The organism is Vibrio sp. 10N.286.45.E10, from assembly GCF_002874195.2.
Classification (GTDB): domain Bacteria; phylum Pseudomonadota; class Gammaproteobacteria; order Enterobacterales; family Vibrionaceae; genus Vibrio; species Vibrio crassostreae.
In genome coordinates this window covers 1771300-1797299 of the sequence record NZ_MCWD02000002.1, presented here as the reverse complement: position 1 = coordinate 1797299, position 26000 = coordinate 1771300, and the positions used below count along the sequence as shown (strand labels likewise).

At 44.7% G+C, this 26000-nt stretch carries 19 protein-coding genes, 1 pseudogene and 1 riboswitch; of the genes and pseudogenes, 15 read left to right on the top strand and 5 right to left on the bottom strand.

Going from position 1 to position 26000, the window contains the following annotated elements:
• The first annotated feature begins 89 nt into the window (after positions 1-89).
• Entirely contained in the window at positions 90-1076 is a 987-nt protein-coding gene (locus BCU34_RS20980; RefSeq protein WP_102479646.1) for a DUF2860 family protein, read from the top strand.
• Between the two features lie 161 nt (positions 1077-1237).
• Positions 1238-1732: a GNAT family N-acetyltransferase gene (locus tag BCU34_RS20975; RefSeq protein WP_102431224.1), complete on the top strand. Its 495-nt coding sequence runs from the start codon at positions 1238-1240 to the stop codon at positions 1730-1732.
• A gap of 143 nt (positions 1733-1875) precedes the next feature.
• On the opposite strand, the gene BCU34_RS20970 is transcribed toward BCU34_RS20975, so the two are convergent.
• Positions 1876-2658: a LuxR C-terminal-related transcriptional regulator gene (locus BCU34_RS20970; RefSeq protein ID WP_102431223.1), complete on the bottom strand. Its 783-nt coding sequence runs from the start codon at positions 2656-2658 to the stop codon at positions 1876-1878.
• A 167-nt stretch (positions 2659-2825) separates the two neighbouring features.
• Positions 2826-2925, top strand: a riboswitch (purine riboswitch).
• Positions 2926-3015: 90 nt separating this feature from the next.
• Here BCU34_RS20970 and BCU34_RS20965 point away from each other — a divergent pair.
• The 4 genes and pseudogenes from BCU34_RS20965 to ltrA all read left to right on the top strand — a co-directional run bounded on the left by BCU34_RS20965 (position 3016) and on the right by ltrA (position 7245).
• Positions 3016-4029, top strand: coding sequence for an adenosine deaminase (locus tag BCU34_RS20965; protein WP_102479645.1), 1014 nt, complete (start codon positions 3016-3018; stop codon positions 4027-4029).
• Between the two features lie 253 nt (positions 4030-4282).
• A pseudogene (locus BCU34_RS20960) lies at positions 4283-4998 on the top strand (Crp/Fnr family transcriptional regulator).
• A gap of 166 nt (positions 4999-5164) precedes the next feature.
• Positions 5165-5323, top strand: a complete 159-nt coding sequence (locus tag BCU34_RS20955) for a hypothetical protein (protein ID WP_170961283.1) — start codon at positions 5165-5167, stop codon at positions 5321-5323.
• Positions 5324-5952: 629 nt separating this feature from the next.
• Entirely contained in the window at positions 5953-7245 is a 1293-nt protein-coding gene (gene ltrA / locus BCU34_RS20950) for a group II intron reverse transcriptase/maturase (RefSeq protein ID WP_170962452.1), read from the top strand.
• A gap of 55 nt (positions 7246-7300) precedes the next feature.
• Here the strand turns inward: ltrA and BCU34_RS20945 are convergent, their stop codons facing one another.
• Both BCU34_RS20945 and BCU34_RS20940 read right to left on the bottom strand, forming a co-directional pair.
• Complete coding sequence (locus BCU34_RS20945; RefSeq protein WP_102479209.1) at positions 7301-7966, bottom strand: DUF2057 family protein; 666 nt, start codon at positions 7964-7966, stop codon at positions 7301-7303.
• A 293-nt stretch (positions 7967-8259) separates the two neighbouring features.
• Positions 8260-9822 carry an arylsulfatase gene (locus tag BCU34_RS20940; protein WP_077681544.1) on the bottom strand — a complete coding sequence of 521 codons (1563 nt, stop codon included), beginning with the start codon at positions 9820-9822 and terminating at the stop codon, positions 8260-8262.
• A 346-nt stretch (positions 9823-10168) separates the two neighbouring features.
• On the opposite strand from BCU34_RS20940, the gene BCU34_RS20935 reads away from it, so the two are divergent.
• The 9 genes from BCU34_RS20935 to BCU34_RS20895 all read left to right on the top strand — a co-directional run bounded on the left by BCU34_RS20935 (position 10169) and on the right by BCU34_RS20895 (position 22129).
• Positions 10169-11716: an arylsulfatase gene (locus tag BCU34_RS20935; RefSeq protein ID WP_102479208.1), complete on the top strand. Its 1548-nt coding sequence runs from the start codon at positions 10169-10171 to the stop codon at positions 11714-11716.
• A gap of 206 nt (positions 11717-11922) precedes the next feature.
• Positions 11923-14295 carry a tetratricopeptide repeat protein gene (locus BCU34_RS20930; RefSeq protein WP_102479207.1) on the top strand — a complete coding sequence of 791 codons (2373 nt, stop codon included), beginning with the start codon at positions 11923-11925 and terminating at the stop codon, positions 14293-14295.
• Between the two features lie 184 nt (positions 14296-14479).
• A complete protein-coding gene (locus tag BCU34_RS20925) occupies positions 14480-15463 on the top strand; it encodes an AAA family ATPase (RefSeq protein ID WP_004730485.1) in 984 nt (327 codons plus the stop codon).
• Between the two features lie 12 nt (positions 15464-15475).
• A complete protein-coding gene (locus tag BCU34_RS20920; protein WP_102479206.1) occupies positions 15476-16438 on the top strand; it encodes a DUF58 domain-containing protein in 963 nt (320 codons plus the stop codon).
• The gene (locus BCU34_RS20915) at positions 16438-16980 is read left to right on the top strand and encodes a DUF4381 domain-containing protein (protein WP_102479205.1); all 543 of its coding nucleotides are present in this window, start codon (positions 16438-16440) and stop codon (positions 16978-16980) included. The genes BCU34_RS20920 and BCU34_RS20915 overlap by 1 nt, the downstream gene beginning before the upstream one ends.
• Positions 16973-18052 (top strand): vWA domain-containing protein, encoded by a 1080-nt coding sequence (locus BCU34_RS20910; RefSeq protein ID WP_102479204.1) that lies wholly within the window; start codon positions 16973-16975, stop codon positions 18050-18052. Before BCU34_RS20915 ends, BCU34_RS20910 begins: the two co-directional genes overlap by 8 nt.
• Positions 18045-19769 carry a vWA domain-containing protein gene (locus tag BCU34_RS20905; RefSeq protein WP_102479203.1) on the top strand — a complete coding sequence of 575 codons (1725 nt, stop codon included), beginning with the start codon at positions 18045-18047 and terminating at the stop codon, positions 19767-19769. Before BCU34_RS20910 ends, BCU34_RS20905 begins: the two co-directional genes overlap by 8 nt.
• Positions 19766-21145: a BatD family protein gene (locus BCU34_RS20900; protein WP_102479202.1), complete on the top strand. Its 1380-nt coding sequence runs from the start codon at positions 19766-19768 to the stop codon at positions 21143-21145. The genes BCU34_RS20905 and BCU34_RS20900 overlap by 4 nt, the downstream gene beginning before the upstream one ends.
• A gap of 78 nt (positions 21146-21223) precedes the next feature.
• Entirely contained in the window at positions 21224-22129 is a 906-nt protein-coding gene (locus BCU34_RS20895; protein ID WP_102431212.1) for a LysR family transcriptional regulator, read from the top strand.
• 231 nt (positions 22130-22360) lie between these two features.
• On the opposite strand, the gene BCU34_RS20890 is transcribed toward BCU34_RS20895, so the two are convergent.
• Positions 22361-24835 (bottom strand): putative bifunctional diguanylate cyclase/phosphodiesterase, encoded by a 2475-nt coding sequence (locus BCU34_RS20890; RefSeq protein ID WP_102479201.1) that lies wholly within the window; start codon positions 24833-24835, stop codon positions 22361-22363.
• Positions 24832-25950 (bottom strand): substrate-binding domain-containing protein, encoded by a 1119-nt coding sequence (locus tag BCU34_RS20885; protein WP_102479200.1) that lies wholly within the window; start codon positions 25948-25950, stop codon positions 24832-24834. The genes BCU34_RS20890 and BCU34_RS20885 overlap by 4 nt, the downstream gene beginning before the upstream one ends.
• Positions 25951-26000 lie beyond the last annotated feature (50 nt).

Genomic DNA, 26000 nt, shown 5'->3' with positions numbered 1-26000 from the left:
ATGGATAAAAAATCCATGTTAAATACTTGTTGTAATTGCATCTTGATACTTATAGTTAGTGGGTGATTATTCAAGTAATGGATGTGAATATGAGGTTTGCTTTACCAGTTGTATTTTCTGCATTGGCTTCAATGCCTGCTTACAGTGGCCTTGCTCCAAATGAAGGTTTCAGCGGTAACTTCAGTGTTTTGGCCGGTTTCTACTCTGACAGTAGTAATTTGAATACTGAACAAGATTCGAATCAAGCAACCAACACTGAGGAAGGGAATAGCGAAAAGCAAGGGTTACTCGGCTTTTTGGGTACCGTTCAATATACTTTTGGTGAATCGCTGACTCACCAAGTGTATGCGGGTACGACACGAGAGGATATTGCAACAGGTACCATCGCGTTTGAGATTGGTTACAGACATCAACTTTCCGGTGGCACCATATTGGATTTTTCTGTTCTTCCTACGCTTATCTCAGGTAAGGCTTGGTCTGATCCTTACGCGGTTGGCGTTAATCGAAACGAAACCGATGTGAAAGGTAATGTTGGGCGATTGCAAATGACTAACATCGGCGGCACTGGCTTTCGAACGGATTTCGCGATTGGTGAATCAGACGTAGATGATGAGCTGTCAGGGAGTTCACTAAACTTATCTGCTGAAGAGATAGCACTGCTCGATAGGGAGCGAACTTATGTGTATGCCAAGGTAGGGTATCCCTTCATCTTGCCTAATCAAGCTGGTGTGTTCGTTCCATCTATGGTGTATTTCAATTCAGATGCGGAGGGTGGTGCACTGAGCTTTGATAGCTACGGTATTGAACTGAATTACGCTAAGAGAATTGGTCGCCATGGTTTTGTGGTCACATTAGATGCCAGTGATCGTCAGTATGATGAAGCAAATCCGATTTATGAAAAAACTCGTGAAGAGAACGAATATGGCGCCTTCTTAGCATACGAGTTTGGCGGCTTGATGGGATATGAAGATTGGTCATTGATTACTTTACTTGGTTTAAGAAGCATAGATTCAAACATCGACTTCTATAATTCTGAACAGGTACTCGCGAGCGTCGGTGTCGACTATAAGTTCTAAAGATTAGATATTCCGAAGCTTTGTATAACGCTAAGATTTCTTTGGGTTTATTATCTGTTTAATTATTTCGAGCACTTATAATCTTTAAGGTTGTAGGTGCTCGTTGCTATCCGTAGTATGAAAGTCGTTCAGTTAAAAAGATCAGATAGTAAGGAAGCGCTTTGGAAATACAAATTAGACATCTAGAACTCACAGACAACCAAGATATTTTTGATATTTATCGCCATCCATCAGTATCAGAAAACACCTCTCAAAAGCCTTTCCTCAGCTCTGATCAAGTGGAGCGACTGTTTGGTCACTCCGACCATTTCACTTTAGTTGCGGAAGTATCCGGTAAAGTAGTGGGCCATATTACTTTATTCATGACCAGCAAGGTAAGAGACAGGCACTGCGCTGGTCTTGGTATTGCTATTCACCCGGATATGCATGGTAAAGGGGTCGGTAAGGCGTTAATGCAAGAAGCGATCAATCAGGCGGATAACTGGCTTAACCTCGTGCGTCTTGAGTTAGAGGTTCATGCTGACAACCACGCCGCTATTGCTTTGTATGAACGTGTAGGTTTTCAGTTAGAAGGCACAAAAAGGCTCAGTACGTTCAAAGGCGGTAAGTACATCGATATGTTACTAATGTCGAGAATACGACCAGATTACCTTTGAAGGCGAAGTGACTCTATATAACTGAAGCAGTTGAAGTAAGATATTAATTAACAGGGTTATTTTAATAAAACCCTCAAATTTTATTTGCTTGAGGGTTTTGTGTTTATAAGCATTCGTCACTATCAGATTTCTTGATAAGATCGCTATGGATTATCGATGCCAAAGCCATTTCGCAGTGCAAACTGAATCAGTTCGGTATGGTTGTCGAGTTCCAAAATATCCAACATGCGGTATTTGTGTGACTCAATGGTTCTAGGGCTTAAAAAGAGGATCTCAGCACATTGCTTTGCGGTATAACCTTGTGCCAGTTGAGTCAGAACCGCACACTGCCTTTTGGTCAGCAATAATAGTTTTTCACTCTCGTTAATATTATTGGTTTCATCGCTGGTGACACTACGCGTCATTTTGGAATGCTGCCAAAAACAGAGCCAGATATCACTCAGCAATTTGATTCGCTTCATGTCAGCCTCTTCAATTGGCTTATCGTAACGATTGAACCGTGAGAAGCCGATAGCTCCCCACTGCTGGCCAAACAACGAAAGGCTTACAATCCCATGCCAATGAGCACCTTCTTCATAAAGTACACGTAACGGGTCGAGTTTATGGTTCTTTAGTGTTTCTTCAGGGAACAACTGCCAACACTCTTTTGAACGTAAAAGCTTAAGGTAGTCAAGATAATTGCCTTTTAGAAAGCGTTCCATTTCAAGCGGTGGAGTATCTGTTTGGGATACGGAAATACTTTTTCCTGTATCCAGAAGAATCATTGAGTTTGGAAATAGGGTAAGTCTGTCGAGCTTAAACCAAGCGAGCGCTTCTCTTGCCAGTAAGAAAAAAGTGCTATCGAAATCTTTGGGCTGGCATGCGGTCAAAGTTTTGGTTTGGTGAGAGAGGAGATCCTCAAAGCTCGCGAATAGGTTGTGTTTCATATCGACCGTCTTTTATGGTTTTAGACAAAATAGCGGCAATAACTAAAGTGTGTCAATCTAATATTAGAATGTTGTTCTGAATAAGGTGTGGCGAGTATTCTTAAATGCTACTGAGTAATTTATTAGTTTTATCGAGAAACGATTAGTGAAATTCACACTGAACTCTGTATAGTAGCAACCGTTTGCTTCGTATAACCCCAATGATATGGTTTGGGGGTCTCTACCGGCTCCCGCAAAGTGCTGATTACGAAGGGTTTAGAACACAATTGTGTTCTTACTCTTTGTAATAGCGTTCAAGAAAACCTCCTGTCTATTATTCAGAGTAAGTGCACACCTAAAATCCATAGTAGGTGAAATATGAACGCATTTATTCAAGGGCTTCCAAAAGTAGAGTTGCATTTACACATTGAAGGCTCACTCGAACCTGAGTTGCTTTTTCAACTCGCTCAACGCAACGGCATTGAGCTACCTTACTCATCCCCAGAGCAGTTAAGGCGCGCATACCAATTTGATGACTTGCAGTCGTTTCTGGATATCTATTATCAAGGTGCAGATGCGCTTCGCACTGAACAAGATTTCTATGACCTAACATGGGCGTACTTAGAGCGCTGTAAGGCTGATAATGTTATTCACACCGAAATCTTCTTTGATCCTCAGACACATACTGATCGTGGTATTGCATTCGACACGGTCATTAACGGTATTCATCGTGCACTTCAACAGGGGCAAAAAGAGCTGGGTATTACCTCTCAAATTATCGCCTGTTTCTTGCGTCACCTGACTGAAGAGCGCGCCATTCAAACGTTCGCCGATGTGTTAAAACATCAAGATAAGATCGTCGGGGTTGGGTTGGATTCTTCTGAATTAGGACATCCACCAGAGAAGTTCAAACGTGTATTCCAACAAGCGAAACAAGCGGGTTTCTTAACTGTGGCACATGCAGGGGAAGAAGGTCCTGCTCAAAACATTGTGGATACGATTGAAATGCTCAGCGTGAGTCGAGTGGATCATGGTGTGCAATGCATGACAGATGACGCTTTAATCGTCGAATTGATTGAGACTAAAATGCCGCTGACCGTGTGTCCATTGTCTAACATCAAATTACGAGTGTTTGATGTAATGGAAGAGCACAACATTGTCGAACTGTTGAGGAAGGGTGTCGCTGTAACCATAAACTCTGATGACCCAGCGTATTTTGGTGGCTACATGTCGGATAACTTCAACGCAGTGAGCCAAGCTCATGAGATGACGCAGAAAGAACTGGCACAGTTTACTTTGAATGCGATTGACGCGAGCTTTATCGAAGAGTCATTGAAGCAGCAATATCGTGAGCGTGTTCAAGACTACCTTTCTAAAGCCGATTCTGAATAGTCTCTAGTTTAGACTTCGGCAATAAAAACTCTGTAGCTTAGAGTCTTATAACGACCGACATATGTTGGTCGTTTTTATATTGCTTCTACGCAATTCTTAGGTAAGAAGTAACCTAACTGACTAAGAAGTATGATTTTATTTTCCGAAAAACATCTCGTCCTAGCGGTAATGAACTACCTTTAGAAGGAGTGTCAAATGCAGCACTAACGCTGTATAACGAAAACATAGCGATTGTCGGAGGAGGAATACACCGTTGTTAGACCCAACAATCAGTGAACAAATTGAGTGGCCATGTGAATTGCCGCAAGAGTTGATCGATAGCTTAATCGAGATTGCTGTTTTCAAAACGAGTGTTCATAGCCTGGAAATTACCCAGAAATTCCAAAATCTGCCTGGCGTTTTCTATATTCTGAGTGGTTCTGCAGGAATCTGTTTTCTACTGAGAATATGAAAAGCATATCCGGTGGTGTGATTGGAAGAGGAGATTGGATTGGCGCTTTGTCTATTCATGCTGACTACAACCTCTTTGCTGTGGCAGAGGAGGTCGAGCCTATTACCATGGTATTGTTTCCCACCGAGAAGGTGTTAGCGCTTGCCGAAGAGCAGTGCATGGTATTCAAATGGCTTCTGCATAGTGGGACCAAAGCACAATCTATTTGGATGCAAGCTTACTTATCCTCGATTCATGAAAAAGAACAGAAAACCATTTACGTCTTGTTGGAGCTTGCTGCACGCCAAACCAATATCGCAGGTGCGACCGTGAGTATAAATATCTCACAAACTCAATTGAGTACCATTACAGGGATCTCGAGACCCAGGTTGAATGAGGTGCTTAAAGGTATAGAGCAACAGGGTTTAGTGAAGATACAGAGAGGGAAGGTGTTCATCACCGATGCAGAGGGTTTGTATGAGCGTATTTCACCAATGAATTTGATGATGCGCGATCCTGTCGCTGAGATTAAAGCGTGAATCTCTAACAGCACAGCTAACCTTTGGATGATTGGATCTTCAGTGATAAATCAATATCACATGAAAAAATTATGCACAGTGTTCTTTTAGGAACATACACCACAAGAGAATATCTATAATGTTCACTCTAGATTTATAAATTGAATTAGAGCGGAATAGAATTGTTATGAAAATGGCTGTACTGGAATATAAAGTATTGGGACTTGGTGAATGGATTAAAACAAGAATTTCTAGCCGCTGTGCATACTTACTGGCTGAAGAGTATAAAGCGCTAGGATGGCCAACCAGAGTGGATGGCAAAGTGGTATCCACTGAGTCTGCTTAATCTATACGAGCCTAAAGTACCTAGATGAAGACAAAAAAGAAGCTGGCAGTGTGCCAGCTTCTTTCATTGTGCGCCGAGCATGGCGTTGATCTAGGAGGTGAAAGTCCTCTACGGGCTCAGTCGAGCGAGAACCGTTAGCCTATGCAAGGGTGTTCACCGTGAGGTGAAATCTGAAGGAAGCAAATGGCAAAACTTGGTTGTGACGAACAGAAATCTGATAGTAGGTCATTACAACTTGGGCAACCTAGCAATAGATAGAATAGCCCGATGCCTCGACGGGAAGTGTGTAGTGATAAATCAGGCACGGCCAAGGGAAAGAGCAACGTCTTACCTCGGGAGATCTTATTACTTGTCTCGATAGAGACTAATACAGCAGCGATGCGGTATGACGAGCAATAAGAAGTCAGCAGAAGGCATAGTACCTTAAGGAAGTACAACTTAAGGGAAGGCCCGAACTGAATATATCAAGAAGCAGTCACTAGACACTCAATCATGTGGGGTCATAGCAAGATGAAAACCATCTCTACGTCCCAATGGGCGATACAGCAAGTAAAGCTCATGGTGATGAAGAATGACAAGCATGATTGGCGTAAACAGGAGGACGAGTCTTGGTGATCTCAACGTCGTTGATGGAGCAAATCTGCTCTTCAACCAACTTGAATCAAGCTCTACGAAGAGTGAAGAAGAACAAAGGATGTGCAGGTGTCGACAAACTCGACATAGATGCGACTATCTCAACACTTCGACAGGCTTCAAATGGGCAAGCGCTTCGCCAGAGTCTTCTGGAAGGAAGCTACCAACCTCAACCGGTACTTGGTGTAGAAATCCCTAAACCTAGTGGTGGCGTAAGGCAACTAGGTATCCCAACCGTGCTTGATAGAGTTGTCCAACAGGCAATGACCTCAGTACTGTCAGATATCTATGACCCCAAGTTCTCCAATAGCAGTTACGGATTTAGACCAAACCGCAGTGCGCACCATGCATTAACGGCAGCCAGTCATTACATCCGAGAAGGTCGAGGTTATGTTGTAGATATCGACCTAGCGAAATACTTCGACACAGTGAATCACGATAGACTGATGTACAGACTGTCACAGGACATCAGTGATAAACGAGTGTTGAAGCTCATCAGGTCATATCTACAGGCAGGCATAATGCGAAACGGGATGGTTGAACAGAGACAAAGAGGGACACCACAGGGTGGACCATTATCCCCGTTGCTATCCAATATCGTATTAGATGAACTGGATAAAGAGTTAGAGCGCAGAGGGCATAAGTTCTGTCGATATGCAGACGACTGCCAAATCTACGTTCATAGTGAAGAAGCCGCTTATCGAGTTAAAGAGTCGATAACGGAGTTCTTGGAGCAAAAGCTGAAGCTCACGGTAAATCGAGAGAAAAGTGGTGCGACAAGAGTGACAGAGCGGACTTACTTAAGCCACCGCTTCGGGATAGATGGAACAATCCATCTATCGAAGGCAGCACAAACTCAAATGAAGAAGCGAGTGCGGCAGATAACGAAGCGAAACCGAGGGCGAGAGTTGCAAGCAGTCATAGCGGAATTAACTCAATACCTAAGAGGTTGGCAACACTACTTCAAACTCGCCATACGGAAAAGCAGCTTGCAGCGCTTAGACGAATGGATACGGCGACGGCTACGATGTTACCGCTTAAAACAACGCAAACGCAGATACGGCATAGCGACATGGTTACAACAACAAGGTGTAACGGAGCGCAACGCGTGGAAGGTAGCGATGTCAGATAAAGGGTGGTGGCACTTGGCCTTAACGCCGCAGTTAAATCACGCCATGCCAATAAAATGGTTCGAGGAGTTGGGCCTGTACTCATTGCGAGATGGGTATGAGTCACTGAAAATATATTCGGAACCGCCGTATGCGACCCACGCTTGTACGGTGGTGTGAGAGGACGGAGGCCGTGAGGCCTCCTCCTACTCGATTTTAAATAAAGACAGTTGAGTTACTTGTTCACGTAGTCTTTGAATTTCTGCTTTGTTTCAGCATCTGCTTTTTCGTACCAGAAATACAACATCTCTTCAGCTGTATTTGCTGCATTTCCGTCAATCTTTGCTGGAAGCGTTACTGGCTGTACGACAACTGCTGCTGCGCCCGCACTAGCACCTACTGTAAGTGCAGCGATGCCACCTTTCTGGTTGTATTCTTTCGCTTCTTGCGGGTACTTACGACCAATCTGCATGCCATCTTTGATAAGTTTGTCTTGCTTAACACTGATTGCATTTTGGTTTTCATCAACCAGTTTCCAATCTAAGTTTTGAAGGCCTTTTTTCGCTTCGTTGGTGTTACGGAACTTAGGCATATCGAACGTCAATGCTGTGTCTGTCGCATCAAAAGTAGCAATAATCGTATCGCTATCGACAAACTCGCGGTCGTTACCTTGGCTGAAAGCAAGTTGATATTTGAAAACGATTTGGTTTACGCCGTCTGGCACGGTGATCGTTTTGCTTGAAGAGAAAAAGCCACCCTCAAGAGCAGGCTTAGCTTCGTTAACCGCTAAGACTTCGACTAAAGCATCTGCGCTAGAAGGAACTTCAATTGTTACGTCAGCGAACGCGTGTGGTGCTGCGATAATTGTGGAAAGCAGCGCGATGGATTTTAATGTTTTCATAATCATACAGTTGTTTATGGGCAGTTGAATTACAATCGCATGGTAAGAACTCCAATTCAAGTCATGTTATAAGGATTTGAAAAAATTTGCGAAATCTTAACGCAACGGTCATATATTAAGGTTCACATTGACTAGTGTGAGTTTTTATTTTTGAAAAATGAGAGGGTAGGTTGGGTGTGAATTATACTAGTTGGCGGTTCGCGTCTTATGTTATTTGTATTGGATACTAAAAAGCCGCGGTCACTGCATTCAGTCACCACGGCTTCGTTATTACATGTTTAGTCTAGAGTAGCTTATTTAGCTTGTGCTGCGGCTGCTTCTAGTTGCTTAAGTTTACCTTGAAGCATGTAAGCATTCTGGTTGAAGTTACCAGGGTTCAGTACTTGGCTGTTCTGCATTGGGTAGTCAGGTAGTGTGTTCATAAATTCTTGTACTTTGCCGCCTACTGGTACGAATAGCCACATGTTGTCTGCCATCCAACGCAGGTACATGCCAGACTCGTGTGGTGCTTTTTCGAATGGGTCTGCACGTAGGTGAACGACTTGAGGCCAGTTTGGTTGGAAACGCACTGCATCTGTGATGTTACCGTCCATTACAGCGAACGAAATCTTGAAGTCATTCCAACGTACCGCGTTTAACTCAGCGTTAGCAGAGAAGTAAAGCATGCTATCACGAGGGCCTTTCTCTTCTTTACCTTGGAAGTAAGGCAGGAAGTTGTAACCATCTAGGTGTACACGCCAGTTTTTACCGTTGTAAGTCGCACCTTTATCAGAAGCCAGCTTCTCAACCACTTTATCATCACCAGCTGCTGCTAGTAGAGTCGGAATCCAGTCTTGGTGACTCATGATGTCGTTGATCTTAGTTCCCGGCTTGATTGTACCAGGCCAGCGAACTAGCTGAGGAACACGCATACCGCCTTCGTAAGTTGTACCTTTCTCACCGTGGAAGTAAGTCGCACCGCCATCAGGCCAAGATACGGTTTCTGCACCGTTATCAGTAGAGTAGATGACGATGGTGTTGTCTGCGATCTTAAGCTCATCAAGCTTGTCTAGTAGGATACCTACTTGGTCATCGTGCTCTAACATGCCGTCAGCGTAAATGCTGATACCCGATGCGCCTTGGTATTTTTCTTGTAGACGAGTCCACACGTGCATACGTGTTGTGTTGTGCCAAATGAAGAATGGTTTGTCCGCTTTCACTGCTTTTTCCATGAAGGCTAGAGATTCTTCTAGGAACTCTTCATCCGCGTGCTCCATACGTTTACGCGTCATAGGGCCAGTATCTTCAATCTTACCGTCAGAAGTTGATTTGATTACACCACGAGGCCCAAAGTTCTTACGGAACTCAGGATCTTTAGGGTAGTAGTATGTTTCTGGCTCTTCTTCTGCATTCAGGTGGTATAGGTTACCGAAGAACTGGTCAAAACCGTGGTTCGTTGGAAGGTGTTTATCTTGGTCACCCATGTGGTTCTTACCGAACTGAGCAGTCATGTAGCCCTGTTCTTTAAGAAGGTCTGCGATAGTTGGAGCCCAATCTGGGATACCGTGATCAGAACCTGGCATACCGATAGTTAATAGACCTGTACGGAAAGGTTCTTGACCCGTTAGGAATGCAGCACGACCAGCAGTACACGATTGTTGACCGTAGTGGTCAGTAAATAGTGCGCCTTCGTTAGCTATACGGTCGATGTTAGGTGTTTCGTAACCCATCATACCGTTGTTGTATGCACTGATGTTGAATACACCAATGTCATCACCCCAGATAGCAAGAATGTTTGGTTTTTCTGCTGCCGTTGCCGCTGAAGAAGCTGCTAATAAGCCAACACCTAATGCTAGTTTATTAATTTTAGTACCCATAAGGACTCCGATTCACTTTAAAGATTAATGCGTTAGAGCAACACATCGATGAACAAATGTTATTCCCAAAATTCCGCTTCGTCCTTTTATAGTGCTTATAACCAATCGTTATGATGCTCAGTTAACCCATTGATCAATATCATTTTTAGTGGGTTGAATGAATAAGTCCTTAGTTTGTATGTGTGATCCTTATCATGTTTGTTGGCGTTAACCTTATCGATGATTCCGGTGTCCATATCTCAATAAAAATGACAAATAGATTAATAGTTTAGCGAATCTCGCGATCGTTCAAAAAATGGACTATACGTTGTAGGGCAGGATGCAAATAACTTACGAAGAGGTTTCTATGACAGCGAAATATGGCGCTAAACGTCGATTAGCGATTTTGGGTACAGCAATGATGGCCGCGTCTAGCGCCACTTTTGCGGCAGAAAAGCCAAATATATTGGTCATTTGGGGGGACGATATTGGTCAATCCAATGTGAGTGCATACACCTTCGGTCTCATGGGTTACAAAACCCCGAATATTGATAGCATCGCCAAAGAAGGCATGATGTTTACCGATTACTACGCAGAGCAATCTTGTACCGCAGGTCGCTCTACGTTCATTACAGGTCAAAGTGTACTGAGAACAGGCTTAAGTAAAGTAGGCTTGCCAGGTGCAGATATTGGCCTTCAAGCAGAAGATGCAACCATTGCTGAATTGCTTAAACCTATGGGTTACATGACAGGTCAATTTGGTAAAAACCACCTTGGCGATAAAGATGAATTTCTTCCAACAGCGCACGGGTTTGACGAATTTTTTGGCAACCTTTATCACCTAAATGCTGAAGAAGAACCAGAAAATGAAGATTACCCAACCGACCCAGAGTTTCGTAAGAAGTTTGGCCCGCGTGGTGTTATCAAATCATTTGCTGACGGCAAGATTGAAGATACGGGCCCATTAACACGTAAGCGTATGGAAACCGTTGACGAAGAAACGCTCGATGCCGCGCTTGATTTTATGGATCGCGCAGTGAAAGCCGACAAGCCATTCTTCGTTTGGTGGAACGCAACGCGCATGCACTTTAGAACGCATGTGCAACCAGACAGCAAAGGTGTAACCGGCATCAGCAATTACGCCGACGGTATGGTTGAGCACGATCGCCACGTTGGTCAGTTACTGAAACAAGTTGACGAATTGGGTATTAAAGACAATACGATTGTTTTCTACTCAACGGATAATGGTCCACACATGAACTCTTGGCCTGATGCGGGCACAACCCCGTTCCGTGGTGAGAAAAACACCAACTGGGAAGGCGCATACCGTGTACCAGCAATGGTTCGTTGGCCTGGTAAGATTGAACCGGGCAGTGTCTCTAACGAAATTATGCATCACATGGACTGGATGCCAACCTTCGTAGCAGCCGCAGGTGATGATCAAATCAAAGAGAAACTGCTGAAAGGCCATACTGCAGGTGATAAAACGTTTAAGCTTCACCTAGATGGTTATAACTTTCTTCCTTATCTAACGGGTGAAGAAGAAAAAGGTCGTCGTTCGGAGATCTTCTACTTTACCGATGATGGTGATTTAGCAGCACTTCGTTATAACCAATGGAAAGCGGTGTTCATGGAGCAACGAGCAACGGGTACGATGCAAATCTGGGCTGAACCGTTCGTGACGTTACGCCTTCCTAAGCTGTTTAACCTTCGTATGGACCCATACGAAAACGCAGATATTACCTCGAACACATATTACGACTGGTTGTTAGACCACGCTTATATGTTCGTTCCTGCTCAAGCGTATGTGGGCAAATTCTTAGAAACATTTGCTGAATACCCACCACGCCAAAAAGCAGCAAGCTTTAGCTTGGATCAGGTTATGGAAAAACTTCAAGAGAACCATAACAAGTAAGCTTTGGTTTATTGAAACTGATAGCTTGATGAAACTGAAAACACAAAGAGCTCTTAAGAGCTCTTTTTTTTGCGCATATCGATGAGTAAATACCAGTCGTGAATATGAATCACAACTATCGTGCTCGCTGCCACTAAATAATTGTAAATTCATTGTTTTTGCGTCTACCTTATTAAGCATAAGGATGTATAAAAACAAGGAATGTTATGTCTGCATGGTTGTGCTTGCTAGTGAACGGATTGAAACACCAGCGAGTTGCAGTATTATCCGCAATGTTATCTTTACCCGTGTTGTCGATACTTAGTTTCAACACGCATGCCAATGAACAGGCTTTATCAGAAGCTTCGCATGCGAGCTCTCAAGCGACATATGTCGGATCTGAAGCTTGCATTGATTGTCACAGCGCGGAAGTGGAAGCATGGCAAGGTTCTCATCACGACATGGCGATGAAGCATGCTACCGAAGATTCCGTTCTCGGTGATTTCAATAACCAAACCATCACCCATCAAGGAAAGCCTAATCGCTTTTTCCGCAAAGGTGATGAATTCTGGGTAAACATTGAAGGGCCTGATGGTCAATTCAAAGATTACAAAATCAGCTATACCTTTGCCTTTGAACCTCTGCAACAGTACATGGTTGAGTTTGAAGACGGACGCGTGCAGTTGATTCCTTTCGCTTGGGATTCTCGAGATAAGAGTGAAGGCGGTCAACGCTGGTTTCACCTTTATCCTGATACCACCAACACGGATGAATTCTACTGGACCAATAGCGGTCAAAACTGGAACTTCATGTGTGCTGATTGCCATTCAACGAACCTAGAAAAGAACTACGATAGCGCGAGTAATACCTACGACACCACATGGTCGGAGATTAATGTCGGTTGTGAAGCGTGTCATGGCCCTGCGAGTGAGCACGTTGAACAAGCCCAGCAAACAAATAACCAGCAAACCGCAGCCAAAGGGGGAAAAAATGCCCATGTCTCGGCGCATTACGGCTTTGACCGCGATTTGTCGAAGTCGGTGAAGGAGTGGATCTATCAAGAGGGTAATTCAACACTGCAACCAAAAGACATCATTCATACCAATCAAGTTCAAACCTGTGCTCAGTGCCATAGCCGACGCACTCAGTTGAATGAAACAGGCGACCACGTTAACGGGTCTTTCTTTGATAAGTATCGTCTAAGTTTGATTACTCCTGAGCTTTACCATAACGATGGTCAAATCTACGATGAAGATTACGTTTACGGATCTTTCTTGCAATCAGTGATGGCTGAAAAAGGCGTCACATGTACTAACTGTCACGATCCACATACTGCAGAACTGAAAATTGCCGAAGAAGCGGTGTGTAGCCAATGTCACATTGCATCAGAGTACACGCCTGAAAAGCACACCTTCCACGAGGCGAATACCGAAGCTTCACAATGTACGACTTGTCACATGCCTGAGACGACTTACATGGAGGTCGACCCAAGACGTGATCACAGTTGGCATATCCCGCGTCCTGATATTAGCCAACACATTAAAACACCAAACGTGTGTACTAGCTGTCATGAAGATCAAACCGACCAGTGGGCAGATAAGCAAATCGGTAAGTGGTTCCCAGATTCTAAGTATCGTAACCAGCAGCATTTTGCCGTTGCCTTTTATGCTGATTCAATAGGACACCGAGGTGCAGAGGATGCGTTGGCATACTCGGCTCAGGACTCCAGCTTAAGCAATATCATTCGAGCATCGAGCTTAGAACGTTTGGGCGGTAATACGGGTAAGAATACGCTTATCTCGCTGGCAAGAGCGGTGAAACACGATGACGAGATGATCCGTTTGGGTGTGGTGCAAGGCTCGTCTGGTTTCCAATTTACTGACCGTTGGCAGATTCTAGAGCCGTTGCTGAAAGACCCTGTATTGTCGATTCGTTCAGAAACCGCAGGTGCATTGGTACGTTACTGGGGAGAAATGAATCCTTTGCAGAAAGACCAAATCAAGCCTGCATTGGAAGAGTACATTGAAATACAGCAATTTAATTCCGATCGAGGATTTGGACGTACTAACCTAGGCAATGTTTACCGCGATCTAGGCCAATATCAAAAAGCGATTGAGTTTTATCAAGGTGCTATCGAAATCGAGCCTTATTTCGAAAACAGCTACGCCAACTTGGCGGATTTGTATCGAGCGCAAGGTAACGAAGCAAAAGCGCTGTCGACCTTGAAGCAAGGTATTGAAGCTCAGCCTAAATCGAGTGTATTGCCATACAGCACAGGGTTATCTCTGCTTCGAGTGAAAGATTACGAACAAGCAACGGACTACCTTAAACAAGCCGCTGAAACTGCGCAAGCCGACCCACAATATTGGTATGTGTACGGATTGGCTTTGGAGAAATCTGATGTGCTTGCGGCAAGTCAATCACTGCACAAGGCTTACCAATTTAGCCGCAACCCACAGCACCTGTATGCCCAGTGTGAAGTGTTGGCGCGCAACAGCCATATACCGGGCGTACCAAAGGCGTTTGAGCAATGTATTTCATCACTGAGCAAAGTGGCACCGCCGGAGGCCATTAACCAATTGAGAGCTAAGTTTAAATAAAGCGATGAGGTGAGCTTGGCTATTGTGCTTGCTGCTTATTCTGCTTGTAACCAATTATCGCGCTTATGAGCAATTATCACGTTTATAACTTATCGCGCTGATGAACAATTATCACGTGTATAACTAATAGTTATGGGGCTTGTGAGTAGGATGTACGCAGCCAGATTGAATTAAGGGAAGACCTATGAACCATGCGCAACAAGCAATTAACCAACTGATTGAACAAACAGAGAAAAGTGTTATCGGTCAGAGCCACGTCGTTCGGGCTCTGGTGATAGGGTTATTGACTAATGGGCATGTGCTTTTAGAGGGACTTCCCGGTACAGCGAAAACTCGTTCAGTGAAATCGCTGGCGAACCTACTGAACACCAGTTTTGGTCGAATTCAGTTTACGCCTGACCTGCTGCCATCAGATGTAACCGGTACAGAAGTGTATCAAGAGCTTGATGGAAAGCCTCAGTTGCACTTTCAACCGGGTCCTATTTTCAACAGTATTGTTTTAGCCGATGAAGTGAACCGCGCTCCTGCAAAGGTACAAGCGGCTCTGCTTGAAGCCATGGCGGAAGGGACGATTACGGTGGGTGGTCAAACTCATATCCTACCTGATCTATTCATGGTGCTCGCTACGCAAAACCCAGTTGAGCAAGAAGGTACGTATCCACTGCCTGAAGCACAGATGGACCGTTTCATTATGAAAGTCACGGTCGACTATCCAGAAGATGAAGCTGAACGCGACATCATTCGACTGGTGCGCAGTGAAGAGTTGGGTAGCGAAACGAGTTCAGAATTAGTCACTCCACAACATATTGAACCTGAATTGGTGCTTGAAGCGCGCCGCCAACTTCCAGACATTGCCGTTTCCGATTTAGTTGAGAACTACATCGTGGCTTTGGTAATGGCGACACGAAAACCTGAGCGTTATCCAGAATCAGACTTATCGAAATGGATTGAAATTGGTTCAAGTCCTCGTGCTTCTATTTCATTGGATAAATGTGCTCGCGCCTATGCGTGGCTGCAAGGGCGTGACCACGTCACGTTAGACGATGTGCGTGCCATGTTACCAACCGTATTAGGCCACCGATTCTCGTTGTCTTACGATGCATTAGCCGATGGTGTTGACCATCAAAGAGTGGTTGAAGAACTGCTTGATAATGTTGAGATCGGATAACTAGGGGGCGTCATGGCGAAGCCAACACAAGCTCCCAAATCGCAAGGTCTTGATCCTCGCTTATACTGCGATTATTCAAGGTTAGTGCGAATACAGGCTCAAGCTGAGTCGTTTTCTCTACTGCCTCACCTAAAGGCGGGCAGCGTGCTTTCGGGTAGACACAATTCATTGTTCCGAGGTCGAGGTTTGAATTTCGAGGAGCTACGTCACTACCAACTTGGTGATGACATTCGTAACCTCGATTGGAAAGTCACGATGCGAACAGGTAAACCTCATGTTCGTAGTTATACCGAAGAGAAAGACCGTAATGTGATGATCTGTGTTGATCAGCGCAGTTCGATGTTTTTTGCGTCTCAAAATACCATGAAATCCGTTGTAGCCGCCGAAGTGGCGGCACTGTGTGGGTGGCGAGTGCTTAAAGATGGTGACCGTGTCGGTTTCGTTTTAGCCTCGCACCAAAAGCTCTTTCATACCAAAGCACAGCGCTCACAGTCTGATTTGCTCGCTCAACTTAAACACCTTACTAAAGCGAATCAAAGTTTAGGCGTGAGTGTGAGTGACAGCGAGTGTGTCGGGTTCAGTCAATGGATTGAACTGATCAAACGAATGAGATTAAAACAGTCGACCTTAATCTTTATTAGTGATTGGCGAGATTGCCAAGAACAACACCTTGATCGCCTTAAGCAATTGCAACAACACAATGATATCTTAGCTATTATGGTGACCGATCCCTTAGAACAATCACTGCCTCACGATCTTGCAAGTGCAAACTGGGTAGTGGGTGATGGTCGATTTCAACTTAATCTGGATAGCCAATCTAAGGTTAACCTCGCAAGTGAAGGCCTTGCCCAAAAAGCGGCACTCCAAAAACAATCTCTTGCTAAATTGATGGCGATGAAAAACCTTCCTTATATAGAACTAGACACGTCAGGCAATCACATATCACAGCTGCAAAAGCTGGTGGGAGGGCGCTAATGACCGTTGAACATACGCCTCCTAGTACTTACATCCTTCGCGACCTACATGATGTCGCCATTTCCGAGAGCGTGAGCTGGATGCCGCAAACCATTGGTTGGAAGATCCTCGGCGTTATTCTGTTATTGGTCGCTATCTGTCTGGCTTATCGTTTGGCGCAGAGATGGTGGAATAATCGTTATCGTAAAGAAGCACTTAAAGAGCTCATGATATTGGATGCAAGAGACAAGAACTCTACCGAACGAACCTTCAAGGTACTGAAAGTGGTGCTTCGTTACCTAGACAGCAGCAATGCAAAGCTGTTTGGCCAAGCATATGTGAACCGTTTGAACGCTTATCTGCCTGTTAACGTTAACGAGAGTAAAAATAGCAATGCTTTCTTTGCCGATGAAGTTTCGGGACTATGGATGCAGAGTTTAATCGACCCTAAGGTGCGTTTGAGCTTTGAACAGCGTTTAGAGGTGATTCAAACAGCGATGATGTGGCTAAAGCTTCATAAACCGGATGTACAAGTAACGTTTGAGGGGCAAGATAATGTTTGATGCTTTATCTGCAAGCTTCGAATTTGCGCACCCATTGTGGTTTATCGCGTTACCTCTGCCGTTGTTGGTCTACTTCGCCGTACCAGCTTATCGAACTAAGCAAATGGCGATTAAGGTGCCATTTTTTCGAGAATTGGTTGAAGCTATTGGGGAAGCGCCGTCAGAAGGTGCAAGCCAGTTAACACCAAGCTGGTGGCAACGAACTACGCTCATTATTACTTGGGTATTGGTCGTGTGCGCGTTAGCGAAACCAACCATTCTTGGTGAGCCACAGGTTCGTGAACAATTGGGTCGTGATGTGATGGTGGTGGTCGATTTATCCGGCTCAATGGCGGAGCAAGATTTCACCTCTAAGCAAGGCGATAAAATCTCTCGTTTAGATGCGACCAAAGAGGTGTTAGCCGATTTTGCGAAAACCAGAAAAGGGGACCGACTCGGTTTGATCTTGTTTGGTGATGCAGCGTTTGTACAAACACCGTTTACGGCTGATCAAGATGTATGGTTTGAACTGCTTAATCAAACCGATGTCGCGATGGCAGGGCAAAGCACGCACTTAGGCGATGCTATTGGTCTTGCGATTAAGGTGTTTGAACAAAGCGAAAAGCAAAGTACTGCAGTTCAAGACCCGAGCATTGATGCCAACGCGAAAGAGAAAGTTGTGATTGTACTAACTGATGGCAATGACACAGGAAGCTTTGTCGAACCTATCGATGCCGCAAAAGTTGCGAAGGCGAAAGGCGTTCGTATTCACGTGATCGCCATGGGTGACCCACAAACCGTTGGTGAAGTAGCTTTGGATATGGAAACCATCAAACGAGTGGCTCAAGAGTCTGGTGGTGAAGCCTTTGAAGCACTTAATCGCGATGAATTGACTAAAGCTTATGCTCAAATTGGTGAGCTAGAGCCTCAGTTGTATGAGAGTACGACTTATCGTCCTAAACAGGGATTACACCATTACCTGATGGCCATTGTTGTTGTGATGTATTTGACTGCGTTTAGTTTAGCAACAATCCGCCGACGCTCGCTTTTGGCTTCTTCAATGAAAAATTTGAAAGGAGAGAACGATGCCTGATTCTCTCATGTTGCAACAGTTCTTTACCCAGTTTCACTTTATCCGACCATTGTGGTTGTTGGCCTTTATCCCGATGTTTTTCCTATTGTGGATTCGCTGGAGAGAAGAGACCAAACCAACGTGGAAAGACATTCTGCCTGCACATTTACGTGATGCATTAACCATCGGTGAAACCGGTTGGCGCAAACAGTTACCACTGAAGCTATTAATGGTGATTGTGACCATCGCCATCATTATCTGTTCTGGCCCAACATGGCAGCGTGAAGCTTCGCCTTTTGGTGAAGATAAAGCATCGATGTTGGTTGTACTCGATAACAGTGAATCCATGCTTGCTAAAGATTTGCCTCCAAGTCGCTTAGAACGATCTAAGCAGAAAATTAGAGACTTATTGGCAGCTCGGAAAGGCGGTAATACGGGCTTAGTGGTTTACGCAGGCAGCGCACACGTCGCGATGCCCGTCACTCAAGACAGCAAGGTATTCGAACCGTTTCTAGCGGCTATCACACCCGATATCATGCCGGTATCAGGTAAGTCAGCAGAAGAAGCACTGCCACTGATTAATCAGCAACTGTCTGGTGAGTTAGGCTCTTCTGTACTGTTGGTATCTGATGGTGTAAACCCAAGCACCATTAGGGCGTACGAGAGTTTCTTTAACGACAATCCGTATCAGTTGCTGATTCTAGCCGCAGGAAACAGTAATGTGGTGAGCGATAACCCTGTCGACCTAGATTCATTGCGCAGCCTAGCGAGCAAGACGGGTGGACGACTGATCGAAGTGACCGTTGATAACTCCGATATCCAACAACTCAATCAAGCGGTTGAAAGAAACATGCAACTGAATGGTGAGTCTTCAATGCCTTGGAAAGACATGGGATATGGCCTGCTTATTCCAATGGCAATCATCATGTTGTTGTGGTTCAGAAAAGGGTGGTTGGTACAGTGGTGTGTCGTTGGTCTAGTGATTTCAGGTAGCATCTATTCACCAAGCACTTTGGCGAAAACAGTCAATCTAACTGCTGAGAAACCAGTCGTGGTGGAGCCGCTTACAGCTTGGGATAAAACAGCTCAATGGTGGTGGGACTTATGGTTAACGCCTGATCAACAAGGGCAACGTTTATTGAATCAGAAGGAATATCTTGAAGCGGCCAAGCATTTTAAGGAGCCAATGAGAAAGGGCGCGGCTTATTATTATGCTCGTGATTTTAAGTTAGCTCACAGTGCCTTTTTGCAAACCAAAACTGACCTTGGCTTATACAATGCAGCCAGTGCGTTAGCCAGACAGCGTGAATACCTTGCGGCACGAGACCTTTTGAAATCATTATTCGAGAAAGAGGATCTGTCACCAGAACTAAGAACGGATGTGGAGAACAATCTTGCTGTGCTTAGTGGAATTGTCGAAGAGGTAAACCGAACCAGTGAAAGCCAGTCTGGAACCACAGATGGCCCTGAGGAGTCTTTAGAACTCGAAGACGATCAGCCTCGAACGGGAGATGGAGCTGAAGAAGAAACGGTAGCGGAATTGATGCTTAAGGAAACGCTTAATGCCAATGAAATCTTAGGCAGCCAAGAGCTTGCCGACAAGTGGTTAAAACGCGTTGAAGCGGATCCTAAGTTCTTCTTGAAGTCCAAGTTCCAAATTCAGTTAAGAGATCCTGCACCTTCGATCGAACAGTCTTCAAAACAGGAACAGTCGCTAAAACAGGAGCAAATACAATGAGTCGAGTTGATTTAACTCTTGCAGTGCTTCTAGAAAAAGCAGGGCGCTCGGAGTCTTTTAGACTAACGAAGGCCTTGTTTGTGTCGCTAGTTCTACTGTTTAGCACTGCTTTTTCTACACTTGCTTCTGCGGCTGATATTTATGACCTGCAGAGGACTGGCGATGTCGAATTGATCGCTTGGGTCGGAGAAAAACCGAAGTCTGGCGACAAGATTACGCCTACGAAAGTTAGCGTTAATGAACAAGTGATTCTGAACATTGAGGTGGCGACACCGCGTTGGCTAACTGGGGGAACCCGAATTGGCAGCATCGAAATCCCGAATGTTATTGCTAAGCAGCGCAACCAGCTGGCGACGAACTACACGGAACGAGTGGGCGGCACAACATGGTCACGCCAACGCTGGGAAGTGACGCTTTATCCGATGACTTCGGGCGAATTCGTCATTCCTACTGTGCCTGTTCGAATTCAAGTTTCAGCGCCTGATGGTTCAAACGTTGGTGGCACACTTTATACGCAACCCATTAAGTTTGAAGCTTCATTACCTTCAGGTTTGTTAAGTGATGAATCGCCTTGGTTTTCTGCAACCGATGTGGATGTTGAACAGCAGTGGCAACGTTCGAATGAAAACTTGAAAGTTGGCGATGCGGTTACACGCACCGTGACGATTAAAGCGAAAGACAGCTTGTCTGTGTTACTGCCAGATGTGTTGTCCAATGAAGCGACTCAGCAATATCAAGCTTACCCACAGCCTAATCGTTTAGACGATACACAAGAGCGTGGTGATTACCGTTCTAGCCGCATCGAAGAAACGGTTTATGTGATTCAACAAGGTGGCGAATTTATCTTGCCGGATTTCTCATTCCAGTGGTGGGACAGTAAGAATCAACGTCTTGAAAGCGTTGTCATAAAAGGTGAAGTGTTTGAAGCAAAACATACACTCCAATCCTTTATCAAAGCTTACATGTCGGTCTTTATCAGCGTAGGTTTGGTATTAGTGTTGTGTGTTGCGTTATTTGTTTCTTTGAAGCGTTATTACAAGAACCGACCAACACCGAGTTGGTTGGTATTCCGTCGTTTACTCAAGCAAGGTAATTGGTCTGCATTGAGAACCTTTATCTACCGTCAATTGCGAAAACAAACCTCGCAGCTAGAAATGAATAAAGCGCAACTTGGCAAATCAAATGGACAAAAACGTTGGGTGGAAGACAGCGAAGCGCTCCAACAAGGGCGTGAAGATAAAAACGTATTTACTCGCTTGTGGAGAGAGTTACGTAGCCTGCCCAGTACTCAAACAGACTCAAGGCATTCTCGTTCGATTTTCGCCCGCTTGAAAATCCCTAAAGGCTTGCCAGACTTAAAAGATAGAACTAAGTAGCAAACTTTAGTTATTCGCATCGAACATAATCGGCAGGTTCTCTACTATGGGGAACCTGCTTCTTTAATATGGAACTGTATGAAAAGTACCGAACTAAATCTAATTCCTATATTTGTTGCTATCTATGAAGAACAGAACTTATCTAGGGCTGCTAATCGCATGGATATAAGCCAACCAGCAGTGAGTAAAGCACTTGCAAGGTTGAGAGATATCTATGATGAGCCATTGTTTCACCGCACCACATCAGGCGTAGAGCCAACCACATTCGCTATTGATATCTACCCTGCAATGGCCGCTGCGCTTAAAAACTTTACGTCTACCTTATCCGCATCAAGAGACTTCGATCCTAAAACCTCAGGCCGCGTGTTTTCTATTGCCTGCGTCTCGGCAGCTAGCTATGAAATGATGCCAAGAGTGATGCAGTTAATCAGCCAGGTTGCACCCGGTATCGCACTCGAAGTTCACCCTCTGTTTACGGAAGATTACGAGTCTGATTTAAGGCTCCAAAGACACGATGTGATTGTCGATATGACGCCAAAAGGAAGAACCATGCTTAAGCATGAGGTGATTTCTACAGAGGAGCTGGTCGTGGTGTGTAGTAGTGATCACCCTACTGTTGGCGATACAATCGATATGGAACAGTTCTTAGCACTCGAACATGTGGTGGTCTCTAGGTGGCATGCGCGCAAAAGCTTATTGAGCTCTGAACACTACAGTGATCTAGAGAAACGTAGAATAGTCTATCGTGCTGCAGGTGTTGTTGAGATGCTTCCTGTTATCGAAGGCTCTGAGTACATCGGTGTAATGCCTATTTCATCGGTGCGTTGTTTTGCTGAAAAGTACGCGGTCAAAACACTGCCATTACCCTTCGAGTTGGAAGACCTGGAGATGTGTATGATTTGGCATCCAAGCCGTACTAATGAACCAAGCCATAAGTGGTTACGAGCTAAGATCAAAGCAGCAGCAAAAGAGTTATCAAGTTAGCCTATACAAGGACATAGCCATTGAAAGCATTCGCGCGATTTTAAACGGAAAGAAAGCCAACACAGTGGCACTTTGACTATAGGTAAAAGCTGCTTTACTGGTGCGATCTTTGAGGTTGCTTTTTGTTACGGCTGCTTGGCCGGTAGGGCAGCCCGAAGGCTACACTTATTCAGTCAAAAATCTGTGAAGGAACTTAACTCACTGAAACTTAATTAACTTAAGGAACAGACACTAAGCCTCTTTTTGGCTCTGCTCAGAGTTAAGCAAGAAGTAAGACACCCAATCATCAGTCGGCAACGGCCTTGCAAAGAAATAGCCTTGCGCGTATTTACAACCTATTTGGCGCAGAGTCTTTACGTGGTTCTGCGTTTCAAGCCCTTCGGCAATCACCGAGAAATTCAGAATTTGTGCAAGCTTTAATACAGCACATGTGATCTCGTAATCGACCTTGGATGAGTTAATGTCTTCAATAAAGCTTCGGTCGAGTTTGACGCAATCAGCAGATAGATTCTTCAATACCGACAGCGATGAATAGCCTGTACCAAAGTCATCAATCGCAATCTTATAACCCTTCGAGTGAAGTACCTCTATGGTTCTTGAGCAGGTTTCGAAATCTCGCATCATGTCTCTTTCAGTGATTTCAAGAAGCAGTTGATGTGGCTGGCAATCTGTTTCATCCAGTATCACTTGTAGCTGCTCTGCGAGGTCAGTCATATAGAACATTCTTGCTGAGAAGTTGATAGAGAAAATCACACCTTGTAGGTCGATACCTGAGCGTTGCCATTCGGTGATCAGGTTGGCAACCTTCTTAAATACCCACTTATCGATGTCGATAATAAGATCGCTTTTCTCTGCGACTTCAAGAAAATCGATAGGTGGAAGCAATCCAAGTTTGGGGTGACGCCAGCGAATGAGAGCCTCGGCTCCGATGATGTCTTGAGAATCCAAGTCGACTTTTGGTTGGAAGAAGACTTCCAGTTCGTCGTTTGCAATGGCTTGATGAAGCCCCATGTTTGTTTCAATTAAGTCATTGACTTCATGGGTCATTTCATCAGCATAGACTCTGTATTGATCTCTACCGTTACGTTTTGCGTGATACATAGCGGTGTCTGCGTTTCTAATTAAGGTTTCACGATCTAAGCCGTGAGTAGGGTACTCACATACCCCAATACTTGCTGAAACGAAGATAGAGTTATCATCAATATAGTAAGGCTTTCTTAATGCTTGGTTTAGGCGATCAGCGATGGGTTCACCTTCTTCTAAACCAACGTTCGAATACACAACCAAGAACTCGTCGCCGCCCATTCTAGCCACAAACCCCTTATCTCCGACGAGATTGCTAAGGATGTCAGAAACGTTAACCAGCAAGTTGTCTCCAGGTGCGTGACCTAACGAATCATTGATCGTTTTGAACTCATCAATATCGAGATAAAACAATAAAAAGGGCGCTTGGTTCTCGCTTGAGATCTTAATTTCTTTATCTAACTGCTTGGTTGCTAACAATCTATTAGCCAAATTAGTCAACGGATCGTGATGTGCTAGAAAGTCGAAGTTCTTTTTCTCTTCAGTGAGGTCGAGATAGGCCTCAGACAGCCTTGAAGCCATGTCGTTATAGGCTTTTTCCAAGTGAGACCACTCGTCACTTCTGCCCAAATTGATAGGATTCTTGAGGCTACCGGATTCTAAACGGTCGAAGCCATGTCTCAGCGCATTGAGCGGTTTTCGAATATGATGTCTCACCACGTGGTTAACCAGCAACATCGACAACACGACGGCTGAAAAGCTAATAACAATGGCGTTCAGTCTTGATAGACCAATCTCTTTTTCAAGCTGGTCGGTTAGTGCTAAGGCTTGGCTCTGTACGCGTGACTCTGTGTTTTCTACCATCTCTAACAAGTCACCTTGCGCCTCTAATAGCGAAGCCATCACCAACCAACGTTGTTCCAGATTAGCGCGAATCCGTTTTAACGCGGCGTTGTATCGCTTCACGGTACGGTGGATTCGTTTCTTCTCTGCGATAACCACAGCCGTTCCTATATCAACATTTTCTAAGTGGAGTAAGAAGATATCGAGCTCTTTCTCGACCTCGATAAGCAGTACTTTCTCCGTTTCTGGCGTGATGCGGCTGTGAATGTCACCGACCATTTTTCCTGAGGTGAGAAACGACTCTCGTAGCATGTTGATGAGATCTAATTCATTGTTATAACGGATGAAATTAGGTTGGTCTAAGTGCCTAAGCTTGCTGTCGGCTATCGCAAATTCGAGTTGATTAAGTTGCTCGGCTAATGCAGCATCGATTTGATTGGTTTGCTTGAGGATTCGATTCAGTGCTAGCGAACTGCCTAAGAAACGATGGAAGTTATCGATAAAGGCATCGATCTTTTGCGAGAAACCTTCGTTGGTCGACAAATCTCTCAAGCGTTGCAGTTGGAAATCAACGTTGAATGCTTCCTCAGACAAGGTGGTTTCACTGAACAGAAAGGTTTGCTCCAGTAACTTCACACGAGAGGTTAATGTAAATACGCGACGACTGATTTCAGAGTTAACAATCAGATCTGACACGTGTGTTGAGGTTTCCGTTTTGAGCGTCGACTCGACGTAATAGAGTGAGCGGATCACCATGATGACCGCAAGGCTCACAATCAAAAGCGAAACCAGATTCGAAATAATGAGCCTTTGGGTGATGTTGATCTGAGGTAGTTTCATTGCGGCTTCCAAATTTTCAGATACGCTTCACGGTAGCCATTTTTAGGGTCATAGATGCCTTTGTCTGACTGGCTAATAAGCTCTTCAACATTACCCGGTGTAACGAGGTGTACAGGGGCAGAGTAGCCACTAGGAGGCATTTGATTGAAGGCTCGGTTGAGCTCGTCAACAATCTGCCAACCTTGTAAATATAAGGGCTCAGGAACGGTTGCCAGTTGGAATTGTCCGCTATAGATTCTTTTGTAGGCCGCTTTGCTGCCATCACCTGCAGATATGTTCCGCGGGATCATTTTTAACTCTTCAAGGCTCGACTCCAAAGAAGGTATCGCATAGTCGATGTACAAGTCGTTGATGGCCAATATGTGAGTGATTTTATCGTCGTACTTGTTATCAAGGTCTTTCAATGTCGCGGGCATTTGCTCAGCAATTTTGTCTAAAGGCAGGTAGTTGAGCTCAAGGACATCACAATTGCTGCAACGCTTGATGGTGTTAACCATGGCGTTGGCTTTGATCATCGCGATTTCATAATTAGGGTCGGTAAACACCACGGTCTTAGCTTGACCCTTGGAGTTGACGATGGCGAGCAGGGCTGCTACCTCAGCCACATCAAGCGGGTCAGTAGTGATGTTGGTGTATAAGCCGATCTCTGGGTTTCCGCCAACAAGCTCCGTCGCGTGCCATCCGATGACAACAATCCCGAGATCTTCTGCTTGTTTCAAAATGGTTTTGTGACGAACCGCGTCAATGCCACCTAAAACAATGGCATCGGGTTCAAAACCGATTGCTTTTCGGATCGCGGCACCTTGACGCACTTCAGAACCCAAACCATCAATGAACCTAAGGTGCCAATTGATGTTAGAGATGGCTTCAGATATGCCTTTGCCAACGCCATATACGCCACCATTACGTAAATCAGACGCGACGAAAATAACGTTCTTTTCATGACGCACTGCTGGACCTTGTGTTGGACCATCCCAGGTTCGTTGGTTGGAAACCGCACGCATCACTTTTTCTTCTGCGTAATGGAAGAAATTGTTCTCAGGATTACCCGCAAAACTCGGTGAGTTGCAAGTAGTAGCGAGCAACAAACTCGCAAAATACACTGTTTTATTCATAAGGGTTATAAAACGCTTTAAATTATTATCGCTATATATTTATAATATTG